We start from the raw sequence: 16,040 nt of genomic DNA on the forward strand, positions 1-16,040 counted from the left end.
GGTAGGTGGCTTCGCAGACGGTTCCCAGCCGCGCCTTGCTCGGACGTGCATTGACAGCGCTCGAAGACCTTGAGCTGCCGCTGTTGTCCTGGGGGGTGACGGAGGGGGCCTTGGCACACGATGAGGTGCTACATGCACTGTGGAAACTTGCCGAGGACGACCCTGACGCCGCGAGGGTGGGGGCAGAGGGGCTGCTGGCAAGCCTGCAGCAGCGTCATTTGCTCTTCCGCTTGCCGGAGTCTGGTTCCCCCCGTTACCGCACGCGTCTGGCGGAAGGCATGCGGCTGACTGCCGCGCTGCGACAGTCGTTTGCCCCTCGGGGCCATCATCCTGGTCGGCCGCTTCCAGATCGGTGGTGGGAACAAGGCCGGCGTCTGGTGGCGGACTACCGCCTGCACGTGGCCGAACGGCGCTATCCCAAGCGGAACATCTCGGCGTCCGAGGCAATCGCAGAGATGGCTCAGGTGCCTGGATGGACCGACCTGCATGCCGAGGTGGCACGTAGTCAGATCGGTACCTACGCTCTGTCCCGCTTTCAGGTAGATGCCACCAAAGCAGTCTTGCTGGGTTTGCAGGCCGACGAGTCCCGAGGCGTCGTGGTCAGCGCGGGCACCGGTAGCGGCAAGACTCTGGCCTTCTACCTTCCTGACTTCGCGGCTCTGGTGCAGGATCGCCGTTCCAATACGGTTCACACCCTCGCTCTTTACCCGCGGGTGGAACTGCTGCGCGATCAGTTGAGAGATGCCGTGGTGCAGAACCTCCGTTTGAAGGAACGGGGCTTGAGTGCGCCGCGCATCGGCGTGCTCTACGCCAGCACTCCATGGGATGGGGAAGATCTACTTAAGACGGCGGCCGGCAAGCGTAGGGGAACGTCGTGGCAGGCGGCCGGCGACGGCTTCATCTGTCCCTACTTGGGGTGTCCGCGGTGCGATGGCGGGCAGTTGGCGTGGTCGCGTCGTGACATCGCGCGACAGCGAGAGGTGCTGCGTTGCACGCACTGCCGACAGGAACTGCCGCCGGCGATGCTGGCGCTGACGCGGCAGTCGCTGCGCGGCAACACGCCTAAATTGCTCTTCACAACTACTGAGATGCTCAACCGGGCCAGCTCCGGGTCCGCATTGGGTCGGTTGTTGGGCTGGGGGGCAGGGGCCGGGCCGCGCGTGGTGCTACTGGATGAAGTACACACGCATTCCGGTGCCGCTGGGGCGCAGACCGCCTTCTTGCTGCGGCGGTGGCGCTACGCGCGCCGCGGACCCGTGACGTTTGTAGGGCTAAGCGCCACGCTTCGGCATGCCGACCAGTTCATGGCCCAGTTGACCGGGCTTAACACAGACAAGGTCGCGGTGATCGAGCCGCGGCCAGCCGACCTGGAGTTCGAGGGACGGGAGTACGCGCTAGCTCTGCGGGGCGACCCGGTCTCGGGCGTGAGTCTGCTGTCAGTGGCCATCCAGACTGCCATGTTGCAGGGCCGGATGCTCGATCACGATGTCCCTCTACAGAACTCTCTTCATGGCAGTCGGGGCTTCTTGTTTACGGATGACCTGGATGTAACAAACCGGTTGTATGACGATTTGCGTGATGCCGAGGGTGGTCAGAAAGGCCGTCAGGGGCGGCGTAGAGACAACAAATCTGTTTTGGCGGCGCTGCGAAGTCCGGACCTGCCAGCACAGGATGCCCGTTACAGGGTGGGACAGTCGTGGAATCTCCCTGAGCGGATTGGACACCACCTCAGCGCCGATCTCACCCAGCGCCCACTGCTGATTGGCCGTACCTCGTCTCAGGACGCCGGTGTCGATACACAAGCCAATCTCGTCGTGGCCACAGCATCGCTTGAGGTCGGCTTCAATGACCCTCGCGTTGGATTTGTGCTGCAGCACAAGGCTCCGCATGATGCCGCGTCTTTCCTTCAACGGCGTGGCCGGGCTGGGCGTGAGCGTGGCACACGACCAATGACGGTTGTCACCTTGTCCGACTTCGGCCGTGACCGGTTGGCTTATCAGGGCTATGACGCCCTGTTTTCCCCTGAGCTCACCGCTCGGAAACTGCCGTTGAGTAACCGCCATATCGTCAAGATTCAAGGCGCGCAGGCGCTCGTCGACTGGCTGGGGCTACGACTGCGCCAACGAGGCATCGCGGTGGATGCGCGCCAACTTCTTACTGGCCCAGCCGATCCGAAGGAGGGTGAGAAGTTCGCCCTGGCACGAGGGCAGTTGTGCGCCGATCTGGCTGCTTTGCTGGACGGGGACGACCGCTTGCTGGCCGACCTCACTGTTCACCTGCAACGGTCCTTGACGTTGAATGACGACGATGTGCTGGCGCTGCTGTGGGAACAGCCCAGGTCCGTGATGTTGGCTGTCGCGCCGACCATCTTGCGGCGCCTTTTGGTGGGTCGTGATGCCGTCCACAGCGATGCTGGCGCGGGCCCGTCCGCCTTCTTGCCAGAATTCATCACTCGTTCGCTTTTTGACCCGCTGAATCTACCAGAAGTCGAATTCGCGCTCCCCTTCTCCGCGGATGAAGAGGAAAGAATGCCGGTCGGTCGGGCGCTTGCTGAAGCGGTTCCCGGTCGCGTCAGCCACCGCTACGGATACCAAAGCGACCGTCATCGCACGTGGCTTGAGGTGCCGCCGGGCTCGGCAAACGTCAGCCTCGATCTGGCGAAGATTGTCGATCGTGAATTCCGGCAGGGCAGGTGGAACGCCGGTCGACGCGATGGGGGCACGCTGTTGGTTACGCGTCCACAGAGGATGGTCCTAGCCGCACCCCCCGATGATGTAGCCAATCATTCCCAAGGGCGTCCACTGTGGGCCACCGAGTTCGTTCACAACTGGTGGGGCGGCCCGACAGAGGCCACTGTGCCGAATCTTTCGGCTTGGCAGGACCGCATTGTCGGGGTGGGGTTCGCGACGCATGCGACGGGCAGCCCCGTCGAAGTCCGCCGTATGACGTACGGCGCCGAGTGCGATATAGCACGTGGCACGCCGCCGACTCGAGAGCGGGTGACAGTCCGCTACGTGCTGGACGGTGAGGACGCTGCCCTGGGGTTTGCTTCCTCCGTCGATGCCCTGCGGGTACGGGTAGCCGCCCTGGATGTCACCGCGCCGCGCATCAAGAGCCACCTTGGATCCCGACAGTGGCGCACGAAGGCGTTCACTCGGCTCGTTGCGGAGGACGCGCGTATCAGCGCGCATGCCAATGTGTTCCAGCGGGGCTGGCTGGCGCTGGTCTACCTTGCGGCATTCGCTATGAAGGGACTACAGAACGAGAGCCCGGCGACGATCCACGCTGCATTGGCCGGGGGAGCGTGGCGCGATCACGTCATGCAGGTCATCCAGATGCTGTACCGGCAGGACCCAGCGACGACTGGCTCGCCAGCGGCAGGCGGTGGGGCTGCCGACAGAGTGACATCTGATTTGCTGGCGCTCAGCCGGCAGTCGGGTGTCGCACAGGCTATGGACGAAGCGGGCGCGCTGCTGTTCTCTGCCGATGTTGGTGAGGCCACCAGCGACCTCGCGCGTCGTGCCTACCTTGACACGTTGGCCGCAGCGATTCTCGAGGCAGTGTTGCGTATCTGCCCTGACGCCCAAGACGGTGATGTGACCATCGATGTCGTACCCGGCAACGACGAGGACTTCGACACGATCTGGATCAGCGAGACGTCAGAAGGGGGCCTGGGCATCGTTGAGGCGTTGGCCTACCGCTACAGCGAAGACCCAACGCGCTTTTGGACATTGGTAACGGCTGCGTTGCGACCCAACGCCTATGAGTACACCGATCGGCGACTGACCGATCTGCTGCGGCATGTCCTCGACGAGGAGCCTCAGGGGGATCTGGCCAAGGCTATGGCGCAGGTGCGGTCCGCTAAATCAGCGGGTACCGCCAGCGACGCGCTCCAGCAAGTCCGAACGGCATGGACAGCGTTGGACGGTTCCCCCCGACACGGTGACGTGGCGGCATTGGCAACACGTTTGCTGCGTCCGGGCTCTGACCAGACGACGGATGCTGCCGCATGGGCACTGATTCAGTCCTGGGATGATTTGGAAGAGACCACGGGCATTGAGGTGGATGCACGGGTGGTGGCGTATGCGGCGGGCGCCGGCGTGTTGCAGCTGCCGCGGCCATTGACATCAGATCAGGCGTTCAGCATGTTGTGGCCACGGGGTGACCAGGCCCGTAACCATCACTTGGAGTCGTACCAGCCATATCGAGACAATGAACGCCCTGCTGTTCTGGATCGACTGCTCGTTGCAGCGATGCATGCGCGGGATGTCCCCAGGATCGACTGCACGGTAGGCGACTGGATTGAGCGGTACCAGAAACTGCTGGCGCAGCACCCGGAAGTGGACTTGGAACTTCCCTTGAACCAACCTGAACTGCTGCGTGCGGTAATGCTGCAGATACCGCTTGTTGAAGTGGACCGTGGCGTGTTGCGCGTGTTTGGAGAGATCGTTCAAATAAGCCGGGATCACGAACATGCTTTGGTACGGGTGGTCATCAAGGAGTCGGAGCAGTGACCATGGCCGGCCGGACATTGCGTACCAATGCACGCAGTGCATTGCGCGCGGACTCGCTGATCCGTACTGCGCTGTTGGCGCAACTGGTCGGCGGGCAGGGCGAGGTGTGGCTTGTGTCCGCGTGGATCAGTGACGTGGAATTGGTGGACAACTCTGATGGCTCCTTCGATCATGCGCTCGGTGAGGACCCGCCTGAGCGCTGCCGATTGTCTGACTTGCTGTTGCTGTTGGCCCAATCGGGCACGAAAGTGCGGGTGGTGACTCGATCGGCTGCGGCCAACGCGACGTTCGTGCAGCGGCTGCGATCGGGAGCGGACCCCGCCTGCGACTTGCGGGTGATCCAAGACAACGATGTCCATGAAAAGTGCCTGGTAGGTCCCGGATGGATCCTTCAGGGCTCGATGAACTTCACTCGCAACGGACTGGCTCGCAACAAGGAGCAGATCACATACACCACTGATGAACGCAGCGCCGCCCAAGCGCTTGTGGAATTTCAGCATGAGTGGGGGCAGACGTGATGAATGCGGATCCCCAGATGAGTCAGGCTGGGTCACTCGACGACGTTATAGATCTCCTTTTCAATCCTCGCCACAACGCCGCAGGTAAGTTCCCCGACTGGTGCGCAGTGTTCCGCGACAGTGCCGTACGTGCTCGGCGCGCACCCGTGGTGCTGCCGCGCCTGTGGGAGACGTCGGACGAGTCCGCGTACTACGTCATCGCCCGACGGGCGAACGAGGCTGCCGTAGTGCGCGAACTTCTCGTTGCTTTCGTCGGCCCGTCCATGGTGAAGACAGGCTATGACATCCCGGTCGCGCTGGACCACGGTGATGCGATTGAATCCGCAATTGCCGTCCACTTCGGACCGTTGGGCACCTTTAGACTGCGTGCTCCGCGCGATAAGCGCAAGGCATTGCATGCAGCGCTGACGCGGATGCTGAATTTGGTGGAGAACAGTCCACAAAGGGCTTGGACGGCACCCAAGGCTTTGGGACGGCTACTGACGGACTTCGAGTCTGCCCTGGTGGGCGGTGCGCCTCAGGTGGCCGCGGATATTTTGGAACAAATAGGCCGACAGGGCGGGCTGTCGGTGGCCAACCTCAAACACCTGCAGATCAAGCGACTTGCGATAATGGGGCAGGCCGCCGAATTGCTTGCCCTGCCGGGACTTCGCGAGGTCCTACTGCAAGATCCTCCCCGCGTTGTGAAGGATATGGTACTCAGCGCCGTCCACGCGACCTGTATCGAGCCTGCGTTGGCTCAGGGGTCTTTGAGAATGGCTTGCGAGGCCCTTGCGCAGCCTCAGGTACCGATCGCAATTCTGGCAGAGGAAGATCCGACGCAGTTCGGTGATACGGCAGCAACGGCACTGCTGGTTGGTCTTCTGGCGCGCGGACAGGAAGAGGACTTGGCGCGCGGCATCAAGGCCCTGGACGCGGTGGAGCGGTCGTCGGCTGTGCCGCCAATTCTGGACCGCTTCCGCAGCCGTGTGGTCTCCCCGCGGTCAGCGGAAGCCGACGGCACAACGCAGGTCAGCGGCTCAGCTTTCCTGGTGACGGCAGACACGGCCGACAGCGCGGCGCCGTGGTGGCCCGAGTCTTGGAAAGAACTGCTCGCCGCCGTGGCCGAGGGAGACAAGGCCGCATTGCGGATCTGCCGGGACATGGAGGCCGCTGGCGGCATAGAGTTGCCGCTGTCAGCAGACGCCGCCGCAGATGCTGTCCTCGCCAATTTGCTGTCGGGGTTGAATGATTCAGGCTACGAGAACGTTTGGCGTCATGCGTTGTCACCGCTCTTGCAGGAAGTCGCCCGCAGCGGTCTTTCCTTGCCGCTGACGTTGGCGCAGATCACCACCAGCAGCATTGGACAGAGGCGTGACCCTGCGAACCTGGCCGTATTGGATCTGCTGCTGGAATTGTTCTTGCGCACCTCCCCATCCGCTGGCGACTATGATGAATTCCTCGAGCATCTGACCATGCGTGTGCAGGAGTGGGTTGCCTCGGAGACGGCCAGCCAGGCATTGGACTTCGTCGACCGGTTGGCAGCCTTCGCGGCCCCGGACCAGCAGGTGCGTTCGCAGGCGGTGCTGGAATTGTTGGCTCCGTTGCACCGGCATGCCCATCGACTCGACAAGGCATCTCTAGCCTCGGCCTGCTCCTTGTCGCACGAATTGGAGTTGGGCCTTGACTGGCCAGTCTGGCAAGAGCCGAGCAACGACGTAGAGACGGTGACCATCCTGCCGGCTCACGTTCTCGTGTACGGCATGGACAAGGGGGTGCTGGATCGGGTCCAACATTGGATGGCGGAGCAGTACCCCCAGGTGAAGCTGTCCCTGTCAGCGGACAAGGTCGGCTCCACCCAACTGCGAGAGATCGCGCGTCACGCGGACTTTTGTGTGTTGATCACCCAGTGTGCAACCCATGCCGCTGCGAATTTCATCACTCAGCACGCACAGGCAGTGGTATATCCAAAGGGCGCCGGGTCGGTCTCCGTGGTGCGCGCAACGGTGGATGCTCTGCAACACCACTCCACCCAGTCCGCACCCGCGCAAGGCAGAAGGCGCGCGCGCAATGCGTGAGTTCCGCGGTTCAGCCTCTCCTCGCACTTGGTGAAGAGGATGCCGGCCGCACTCACAGCGAATGCGCGACTAATGGGTGGCCGCACGCGAGTTCGCCGCGGCCACCCGTTCGCTAACGGCCGTTGGCAAAGGCAGTGAGCGGCTTCAGGTAGTCGTTGAGGAGCCGAAGATCGGATGGCGTGTTTTGGAGGCTGTTCCAGCGGCGTTCCTCGTCCGGGAAACGCCAGGTGCCTGACGTCCAGGCCACGTGCGGCACAAGGCCTTCAAGCGTTGCTCGTACGTTTTCCCAGTCGACGTCCTCCACCGGTGCTTCCGCCGTGAGTCGGTCCATGACGAATCCCATCGCCTGGATGCCTGCACCATGTGTCAGCCGTGACTGGCGTGGTGGCAACTTCCAGGCGTCCGGGAAAGTCTCTTTGACCAAGTGCCAGTACATGTGGAGGTGCGCGACCATCCTGTCCAGGTCGCCGGTGCCGTCAGCGTTGCGGTACTGATACAGCGCGCCCTCGTAGAGGCTGTGTTCCAGCATCTTGAGCACGGTGTTGTCCTTGATGTTGCCGTCCGGCGATGTCGGACTCTGCACCCTGCCGAAGAACGCACTGTTGCCATCAGTGTTGAGCTGAGTCATCAAGCGGGCCGGGAGCTGGCGACGGGCGTAGGCGGGCGGCAATTGGCCTGCCGTGTCAGGCAGCAGCTCGTGCACGAGTCCCTTAGGCAGTGGCTTCGTCGAGTTGACCAGGATGAACTGTGATCGTTGCTCCTCCTGACCATCGGCGATGAAGCCCACGGCTGCCACCGGGAACTCTGCGAGATCGGCATCTCTGATGGCGGCGCTACGCTGTTGGCCATCGACCAGCCACGCGGGTTTGTCATCCTCGGACAGTGACTCGTCAACGGGGATATGCAAGACCCCAGGGACGGAGTACCCGATGCCCTTAGTGCCGCCCATCGGGACGAACTCCACTCGCTGGTCGAAGGCGAGTACCAATGCATTAGGGAGCATCGCCCCGTCGGACTCCAGGTACCGGCGGATTGATCGGATGTGGCTCAGGACTTCCGGTCGCTGGTATCCCTGCAATTGCCGCTCGTCATCGCGACGGATCCGCGAGACGGCGGTGAAGTCGTGCAACTTCTTGCCATCGACAGCAAAGCAGTAGATCTTCTTACTGCCTTGCCGCACTTCGATGGCGGGAAGCTGCAAGGTGTAGCGATCGGCCACATCGGCTCCTGAATTGAGATCTTACGTGGATGGAGTCGAGGATTATGCGAATCGCAGCGCGCGCATTTTTGCCTCGAGTACGGTCATATTGTGGAAACCGCGACGCTTGTTTCTCTCGGTTCCTCGGAATACCAAGATCTCAATACCTATTTCCTTGCATAGAAGGCATGGGCATTTCTCCCAAGGCCGGTCGGCCAGAGCCTCTTCGTAATTGGATAGATACTTCTTTCTCTTTGTCTCGTCGACAAGAGAGAGATAGGCATCCAACGCCGCGATTGTTTCGGTTAGCGACAGCCCTCTTTTGTCGTAAGCGCGAAGGGCTTGCAGACACTCTCGCTCGGCCTTGATTGCAGCTGCCTGTGAAACTGCACCTGCCAGGATGAGCCGCTTGAGCGCCGGGTTTCCATCAACCTGAGGGACGCGAATGGCAGTATATGTGCGCTCGGGGGTGTGATAGTTATTGCGCTCGTCCATAAAGGACTGGCGGAAGGCGGAGGTGCTGTCAAAACTAGAGACACCACGCTCGAAGAATTCCTCCATGTGGCTGATGCGCGTAATGCCCAGGAGGTGAAAATGGGTGCTCTCGCGGCGCACTTCGTTGATCTTGTCAAGACATGCGAGAATCTCGGGGGTTTTAAGGGGAACCATCCCTCCGAGCGCGATTCGCGTATAGCCCATTTCCTGTAGACGGGCCACGCTGTCGGCGTAGCTCGCAGGGCTCCATCCCTGAGCAGCGCCGAGCGGCTGGAGTTTGCTGCCGCGGGATTGGATGGTTTCGAGGAACTTTTCAGCAAGATCGAGCGAGATATGGCGTCGCTTAACCCACGCCGGATCGACATCAGCTTCGGATGCTTCAGGTGCGTAGCCGAAGATCACGTGGTCAATACTTACGCCCTCGTCAAACTGGCACCCTTCGTAGAAGTCAAGGACCTCGTCGACAGAGTAGGGCGGGATCTCCTCGTCGATGTAATTGAACGCCCCACAGTCGCCGAGGCTGGTCATCTCTTGGGGAAGTCTGAAGAATCGTCGGACCCCTAGTCGGTAGAGGCGCTCTCGTTGTGGCGTGCTGTACTTGCCGGCTCCCTTTGTGGAGCCATCGACGATTGCCTTGCTGACCAGTATCCCTTCGTAAGGCGCAGGGGTGACAGCCTGGTGTGCGTAGAGGTCGTCGCGTTGCCGGACGCGGAAAGGAGAGTATTCGTCGTTCGGGAAGTCGTATGTTGGACTGATTTGGTCCTGACTGTCCGGAAAGTAGAACTTCACGACGTACTCTTCCTTGACTGAAGATAGATACGGATCAAGACGTTTGATAGCAAGTTGATGTGCCGCCCTGTGTTCTCTAGTTCATTCCAAGGCAAGTTGAGTCCGTTCCAGCGGCCCTTCGTCCAGTGGCAATGGGGGGCGACGATCGCCAACTCACCCATTGTTATTTCGTAGGCATCTTTAGAGTTCGGCTCGGTGGTCTCGAGGACTCGGTCCATGAGCCGATCCATGAGTCGCCCCATGGAGCGGATTCCTACCCCGTGCATGAGACGACTCTTTGTAGGGGGCAGCCCCCATGCCCCGGGGAAGGTGTCGCGCACTGCCGTCCAGTAGGTGACGAGAATGCTGCGCATGGTGTCAGTGTCAGTCGTGCCGTCGGAGAGATTCTTGTAGGGGAAGAGGACGCCCGATGGTGTCAGCGATTGTTCGATCGCGGCAACGAGGCTATTGTCTGCCACGACGGCATGAGTGTTCTTTTCTGTCGTGCTGGAAGCCCGCTTAATCAATCCCTTGAAAGGTGAATCAGGATCTTGATTAAGGGCATTGACCAAAATCGATGGAAGTTTGCGTGCGGATAGTCTGGTGGGGAGTTTGGTATTTACTTCCGGCAGGAGTTCCGTCACCAGATCGCGGGGGAGTGGCGACACCGTGTTGACACGCAGGAACTGGTCACGCTGGATCTCGACGTCTTCGGCGACGAAGCCAGCGACGGTGATAGGCAGTTTGGAGTGGCGGGTCCGTGCGAGTGCGAGGCTCCGTTGCTGCCCATCAACGATCAAGGCCGGTCGCGGCGCGTTAGGTGAATCAGGCAGCGGAATCTCCAGGGTTCCAATGGTTGCGAGGCCGTCGGTGCTGTTCGGTCCTCGGCTTCCACGGAAGCGCACCGTGGACGGAAGGGCAAGGATTAGTCCATTGGGAAACAGGACGTCGCCGCCGTCGAGGTACTCAAGGATCTGCTTCACATGCTGCCGTTTCTCGGGCCGCTGGTAACCCAAGAGCTTCCCGGCCTCGTCTCTGGAGATACGCGCCACATCGGCGACGCGATCGATTTCTCCAGCCTCGAGGGCGAAGATGTAGAGGGGAATGTTCGGATTTTGTTCAATCCGAAGAGCCCTGCGCCTAATGATCCTCTCTGTCATTGTTTCCCTACCGTCTGTGCGAACAGGTTGGCAAACCTGCTCTGTTCGCAAGCCTGGCCGCCGTCGCGCAAGGTACGCAGGAGTCGTGTGCGCGAGATACCGGGTGTCCGCTTGGTTTCTCGTGTGATGAACGCGATGACCTCTTGGTCGGTCATCGGACGTCGGTCGTATCGCTCCTGCGCTTCGACGTGTGCGGACCACTTATCCCACAAGGACTGACCTTCGGGCGAGATAAGTGATCCCTCCTGGCAATGCTTCAGCCATGACGCGGCCATGCGGACGTTGAGACTGGTCAAGGTACCGCCCAGTGCACGCCGCAGCCCGGCGTTGGACGGGATGCGTTGGATGCCTGGAATGTCCGCCATCCCGCCGACGAGCAGCGCCTCGCTGCCCACTCCCCCGAGAGTGAGCAGTTCCGCCTCCATGGCGCTTGCGTAGACCTCAGACAGGACCGCCAGGACTGCTCCTCGGCGACCGAGTTCTTGCAGCGTGGTACGACCGCTGCCAGCTTGCAGGTGACTCCACCAATCAGCATTCTCGGTGGCCGACGTCGCGACTGAGTCGGCGTGCCGCGTGCTGAACGTGGCCGCATAGGAGGGCGCCGAATACTCCGCCGGCTCGACTGGCTGTAGCCCCAACCCTGCAGACGCAACCCAGAGCCGGGGGGCAAAGCCGGCGTTGGTCGCTGCTCCGACGAGGCCGCATGCTTGGGTCCAATGGTCGCCGCAGTAGAGGTTCGCCAGAGATCGAACCACCGTCTGGTCTTGCGACGCGACTGATCGGATGCGCTCCTGCCAGTCCGTGGCGCGTTGCTTCACGCTGCCCTCGGGCAGAGACCTGGCACGCAGAGTCTCGTTCGGCGCGTCGACCTTGCGATCGGTGCAGGTGACCACCAACGATAGTTCTCTCAAGGTAGTTCGACTCCCGACACCAATAACTGTTGCTCTGCTGTGGTTACTGTACCCGCAAGTTTTGGCGCTAGGCTGCAGGCTTGCAAAGACGGCAAACTAGGGAGTGAGGCATGGGACGTCCCGCGATCGTTCTGTTGAGTGGCGGCCTGGACTCGACCACGGTCTTGGCCATCGCCAAGGATCAGGGCTACACGCCGTACGCGCTCAGCTTCCGCTACGGGCAGCGGCACAGCATCGAGCTCGAGGCCGCAAAGCGCGTAGCTGAGGAGCAAGGCGTGGCACGGCACGTCGTCGTTGATATCGATCTTCGAGTCTTCGGTGGGTCCGCTCTGACCTCGGACATCGAGGTCCCCAAGCACGACTCCCTGGACGACACGGGTGACGGAGGTGTGCCGATCACGTACGTTCCGGCGCGCAACACGATCTTCCTGTCGTTCGCCCTCGCCTACGCGGAGACAGTCAACGCGAGCGACATCTTCACCGGCGTAACGGCAGTCGACTACAGCGGTTACCCCGACTGCCGTCCCGAGTACATGGACGCCTACGCCCGCATGGCCAACCTTGCGACCCGTGCCGGCGTCGAAGGCACACAAGAGTTGAAGCTCCACTCCCCGCTCATCGCCATGTCGAAGGCTGACATCGTGCGCGAGGGCCTTCGCCTCGGCGTCGACTACTCGCTCACATCTAGCTGCTACGACCCGGACGAGCAGGGACGCGCTTGCGGCCACTGCGAGACCTGCTTGCTGCGCCTCAAGGGCTTCGCCGAGGCGGGAGTGACCGACCCCGTGCAGTACCAGGGCATGTGACGATGACCGATCTGGTCAAAGAGATCTCCTGCACCTTGCAACGAGACCCCCAACCGGGCGGTGATGCAGCGCAGTTCGAGGACTTGGATTTCCACTCCTTCCGTCTTCAGCCTGCAGACGGTCCGGCTGCGGAGACCAACACTGAGGCGACCGTCGAGTACTGCATCAAGAACCCGCGCTGGATCTTCTCTCTTCAGACGCACAAGTATCTGGGAATTCAGTAATGGAAATCTTTCGCGAGTTCTGCTTCGAGGCTGCGCATCGGCTGCCCAACGTCCCGGAGGGACACAAGTGCGCTCGGCTTCATGGGCACTCGTACAGGGTCATCGTGCACGTTGAAGCCCCGGTAGATCCTGACGCCGGGTGGGTCATGGACTTCGGGGACGTGAAACGGGTCTTCCGCCCCATCGAGGACCAACTCGACCATTACTACTTGAACGAGATCCCGGGCCTCGAGAACCCAACGAGCGAGATCCTGGCTCAATGGATCTGGACACGACTGCAGCCGGACCTCCCGGCCCTGTCCGCGGTGACCGTTCGCGAAACGTGCACGTCAGGCTGCACCTACCGAGGCATGTAGGCATGCACGACATCCAGAACGAAACTGACACACGAGGCATCGAACTCGACCGTGTGGGCATCAGTGGACTGCGCTATCCGATCTACTTCGAAGACGGGTACCTACGCCAAGAGGGCGTCGCGGACATCGAGGTCACCGTCCGGCTCCAGCATGATCGCCGGGGCACGCACATGAGCCGCATGGTGGCACTCGTGCATGACCACCTGCAGAGATTCGACCCCCGTCAGTTGCCGAATCTGCTTAAGACTGGTGCGCACCTCCTGGACGCTCCTGCGTTCACAGTCGAGGTGTCGATGCCGATCAGCACGACCGTCGTCGCTCCGGCCAGCGGACATGAGTCGAAGCAGGTTCACGACGTACGGGTCGAGGGCCAGTGGAATGACGGAGCCGTGACGGTGACGACAGCCGTGACCACCGACGTGACGAGTCTCTGCCCTTGCTCCAAAGCCATCTCCGACTATGGCGCGCACAATCAGCGCAGCCGAATCACGCTCGCCGTGAGCGGTCACGGCGACACGCCGTATCCCCTGCCGGTGCAGAGCGCGGTCCGGCTCCTTTCGTCTTCGGCATCTGCGCCGGTGATCCCACTGGTCAAGCGGACGGACGAACGAGTGCTCACGATGCAGGCATACGACCACCCGGTTTTTGTCGAGGACATGGCCCGCAACGTCAGTCTTGTTTGCCGTGAGCGCGGGCTCCGTCACAGAGTCAGCGTCCGCAACCTTGAAAGCATCCACAGCCACGATGCGGTCGCGTACGTGGCTGGGTGAATGCGGCCCCGAGCTTCCCCCGATTGTCGAGAGTTCCGCGCTGGGCTGCCTCAGCCTCGTCGATTTCGAACAGCAACACGCGACACGCGTCGATAGCCTGAGCCAGGTCGCATAGCAGTCGAGTGTCCGCAGCCAGCGCGGTGTGTCCACCGGCGCCGCGCTGGAACTGTTGCTGGGGGACTACCCGCGCTACTGCCTGACGGCGCAGGCTCCGGAGTCGGACGACAGCAGCCTTGCTGGGAACTGTTCGCCGGCACGGTGCAACGAGGACCTGGCAGACACGCTGCGGGACTTCGTCTGCCGGGTGCTGTCGTTCTCCCGCGACCGGTTCGGTGACGAGGTTCCTGCCGGTGGGCAGCCTGGTGAGGGCGACGTGACTCGGGGAGCTGGTTGCTGAGCCGCTCCTTCGGGATCCCCGGGCGGGCGGCGCTACCGCCGCGCATTGTGGATGCCGGATCGCAAGAAGCGTCCGCGGCTACCAGAGTGGGGCCGGCTGTCCGGACGCTGTTGCGTTCGTTCGTGTAGGAGAGGGTGCATGCTCAAGATCAGTCAGGTGTTTGGGCCGACGGTGCAGGGCGAGGGGAGCGCTGCCGGACGACACTGCCTCTTTGTGCGAACCTTCGGGTGCAACCTGGAATGCGCCTGGTGCGACACGGCGTACACCTGGGCCGTGACCGAAGCGAAGGCGGCGAGGACCCACAGCGGGCGGTTGTACGACAGGGACGACCCGGCTTACGGCATGAAGCCGATGGAGCCGGATGAGGTCTTGGCGCAACTCCGGGAGTTGTGGGACGTCGAGCGGCGTCCGACGGTCGTCGTGGTCTCCGGCGGAGAACCGATGATGCAGCAGCGCGACCTGGTGCCGTTGCTGGACCGGCTGCACGGATGGGGCAACGAGGTTCACGTCGAGACGGCTGGCACGATTGCCCCCGTCGACGCGTTCGACGCCGTCGTCACGCAGTACAACGTGTCACCGAAGCTGGCGAACAGCGGGAACCGACCCACGAAGCGGTACCGACCGGAGGCGCTCGCCGCCCTGCGCGATACTGGCAAAGCGTGGTTCAAATTCGTCGTCACCGCGGACCTCGAGACGGATCTCGCGGAGGTGGACTGCATCGTCGCCGATGTGGCGATCCCATCGCGACGGGTGATGGTGATGCCTGAGGGATCCGACGCACGCACCAACACCGCGACGGCCCGACGCATGGTCGACACCGCCCTCGCGCGCGGATACGGGCTGTCTTTGCGTACGCACGTTCTGCTCTGGGGCGACGACCCGGACCGCTAAGCTTTCTCGGTGAAATCCGCTGTGCTGGGTGGGTGATTTGGCGGGAGGGTCCTGCCATGCCGAAGGTGTTGCGGTTGGAGTTGTCGGCGGAGGAGCAGCGAGAAGTGCGCGAGCGAGTGGTGGCTCGCGAGTTGGCCCGGCATGCGCGGCAGCGTCTGGAGTACGTGTGGTTGATGGGGCGCGGGGCACCCCGTGCCGGAGGTTGCCGACCTGGCGGTGTGTCACCAGGTGACGGTCCGCGACGGTTGCGACGTGACGGCTATGCATCAGTGCGTCGACGTTCCCAATAGGAAGCTCTTGACGAGGTCCCAGCGGTAGGTCCGGTGTTCTCTGCGTAGTTCTACGAGGTGCAGTTCGCCTACGGGGAGGCTGACCGATTCCCGAGAACGCAAGGCCGCTACGGCGTCAATGACCGGTTTGGCGGGCATGGTGCGGTTGCTGTAGGCGATCCCGAGGTGGGGACGGAATGCCGAGCCGGATGGTGCGGTTGGGAGGGCGTCGCGTATTGCGGTCAGTGGGGCCCAGGGGGCCACGCTGAACCGGACCGCGCCTGGTGAGCCGGCGAGGGGGATGACCCGCAAGTCGAACGCGCCTATGGCCGCGCAGGCGCGCTCGGTGGCGCCTATGGCGGTGCTGAGGTGTTCGTCGGTCACTTCGTCGGTGAAGCCCAGTTTGGCCATGGTGATGTGAAGGCCATCCGCGGGGATGACGTCCAGGCGGAAGTGGGCAAGTTCGGCCTGAAGTTCGGCGGCGGTGGACGCCAGGTCGGGCGCGTCGGGGAAGGTGAGGAACCAGTGGTAGGAGCGTCGGCCCGGGGTCCAGCCTGGGCGGTCCCAGTGGTTGACCATCGACCGGATGGAGGAGAACGCCTCCCAGTCACTCGTGGCGATGGCATCGGCGTCGGTGAGCGACGGCGGTAGCGCGGGGTGCGGCGACGATGCTGGCGTGGGTGACGTGGGCGGGTATGCCACGGGG

General features: G+C 62.4%; 14 protein-coding genes. 9 read left to right on the top strand and 5 right to left on the bottom strand.

Translation table 11 applies throughout. The features are described 5' to 3' along the window. The first annotated feature begins 5 nt into the window (after positions 1-5). The 3 genes from dpdJ to AB0C36_RS01385 are packed head-to-tail and all read left to right on the top strand — an operon-like array spanning position 6 to position 7,089. The gene (gene dpdJ, locus AB0C36_RS01375) at positions 6-4,514 is read left to right on the top strand and encodes a protein DpdJ (protein ID WP_358347483.1); all 4,509 of its coding nucleotides are present in this window, start codon (positions 6-8) and stop codon (positions 4,512-4,514) included. 2 nt (positions 4,515-4,516) lie between these two features. Continuing rightward, entirely contained in the window at positions 4,517-5,032 is a 516-nt protein-coding gene (gene dpdK / locus AB0C36_RS01380; protein ID WP_358347671.1) for a phospholipase D-like domain-containing protein DpdK, read from the top strand. Beyond that, positions 5,032-7,089, top strand: a complete 2,058-nt coding sequence (locus tag AB0C36_RS01385) for a hypothetical protein (RefSeq protein WP_494410240.1) — start codon at positions 5,032-5,034, stop codon at positions 7,087-7,089. The genes dpdK and AB0C36_RS01385 overlap by 1 nt, the downstream gene beginning before the upstream one ends. A 112-nt stretch (positions 7,090-7,201) precedes the next feature. On the opposite strand, the gene dbpB (AB0C36_RS01390) is transcribed toward AB0C36_RS01385, so the two are convergent. From dbpB (AB0C36_RS01390) to AB0C36_RS01405, 4 genes are read right to left on the bottom strand one after another with little or no spacing between them, the layout of a single operon-like run. Next, the gene (gene dbpB, locus AB0C36_RS01390) at positions 7,202-8,308 is read right to left on the bottom strand and encodes a DGQHR domain-containing protein DpdB (protein ID WP_358347487.1); all 1,107 of its coding nucleotides are present in this window, start codon (positions 8,306-8,308) and stop codon (positions 7,202-7,204) included. Positions 8,309-8,350: 42 nt separating this feature from the next. Further along, on the bottom strand, positions 8,351-9,571 hold the full coding sequence (dpdA, locus tag AB0C36_RS01395) for a tRNA-guanine transglycosylase DpdA (protein WP_358347490.1): 1,221 nt from the start codon (positions 9,569-9,571) through the stop codon (positions 8,351-8,353). Beyond that, complete coding sequence (gene dbpB, locus AB0C36_RS01400) at positions 9,568-10,710, bottom strand: DGQHR domain-containing protein DpdB (RefSeq protein WP_358347493.1); 1,143 nt, start codon at positions 10,708-10,710, stop codon at positions 9,568-9,570. Before dbpB (AB0C36_RS01400) ends, dpdA begins: the two co-directional genes overlap by 4 nt. Continuing rightward, positions 10,707-11,603 (bottom strand): hypothetical protein, encoded by an 897-nt coding sequence (locus AB0C36_RS01405; RefSeq protein ID WP_358347495.1) that lies wholly within the window; start codon positions 11,601-11,603, stop codon positions 10,707-10,709. The genes dbpB (AB0C36_RS01400) and AB0C36_RS01405 overlap by 4 nt, the downstream gene beginning before the upstream one ends. A 128-nt stretch (positions 11,604-11,731) precedes the next feature. Here AB0C36_RS01405 and queC point away from each other — a divergent pair, with 128 nt between their 5' ends. From queC to AB0C36_RS01435, 6 genes are all read left to right on the top strand, one after another. Continuing rightward, complete coding sequence (gene queC / locus AB0C36_RS01410) at positions 11,732-12,427, top strand: 7-cyano-7-deazaguanine synthase QueC (RefSeq protein WP_358347497.1); 696 nt, start codon at positions 11,732-11,734, stop codon at positions 12,425-12,427. 2 nt (positions 12,428-12,429) lie between these two features. After that, complete coding sequence (locus AB0C36_RS01415; protein ID WP_358347500.1) at positions 12,430-12,651, top strand: radical SAM family protein; 222 nt, start codon at positions 12,430-12,432, stop codon at positions 12,649-12,651. Continuing rightward, positions 12,651-13,007, top strand: a complete 357-nt coding sequence (gene queD / locus AB0C36_RS01420) for a 6-carboxytetrahydropterin synthase QueD (RefSeq protein WP_358347503.1) — start codon at positions 12,651-12,653, stop codon at positions 13,005-13,007. Before AB0C36_RS01415 ends, queD begins: the two co-directional genes overlap by 1 nt. A 2-nt stretch (positions 13,008-13,009) precedes the next feature. After that, positions 13,010-13,777, top strand: coding sequence for a GTP cyclohydrolase I FolE2 (locus tag AB0C36_RS01425; protein WP_358347505.1), 768 nt, complete (start codon positions 13,010-13,012; stop codon positions 13,775-13,777). A gap of 142 nt (positions 13,778-13,919) precedes the next feature. Next, positions 13,920-14,174, top strand: coding sequence for a hypothetical protein (locus AB0C36_RS01430; RefSeq protein WP_435838958.1), 255 nt, complete (start codon positions 13,920-13,922; stop codon positions 14,172-14,174). Between the two features lie 138 nt (positions 14,175-14,312). Further along, positions 14,313-15,065: a 7-carboxy-7-deazaguanine synthase QueE gene (locus AB0C36_RS01435; RefSeq protein WP_358347507.1), complete on the top strand. Its 753-nt coding sequence runs from the start codon at positions 14,313-14,315 to the stop codon at positions 15,063-15,065. A gap of 266 nt (positions 15,066-15,331) precedes the next feature. Here the strand turns inward: AB0C36_RS01435 and AB0C36_RS01440 are convergent, their stop codons facing one another. Beyond that, positions 15,332-16,036, bottom strand: coding sequence for a 2'-5' RNA ligase family protein (locus tag AB0C36_RS01440; RefSeq protein ID WP_358347510.1), 705 nt, complete (start codon positions 16,034-16,036; stop codon positions 15,332-15,334). Positions 16,037-16,040: the final 4 nt, after the last annotated feature.

Origin of the sequence: Streptodolium elevatio, assembly GCF_040649515.1 — a bacterium.
In the GTDB taxonomy this organism is placed as follows: Bacteria; Actinomycetota; Actinomycetes; order Streptomycetales; family Streptomycetaceae; genus Yinghuangia; species Yinghuangia elevatio.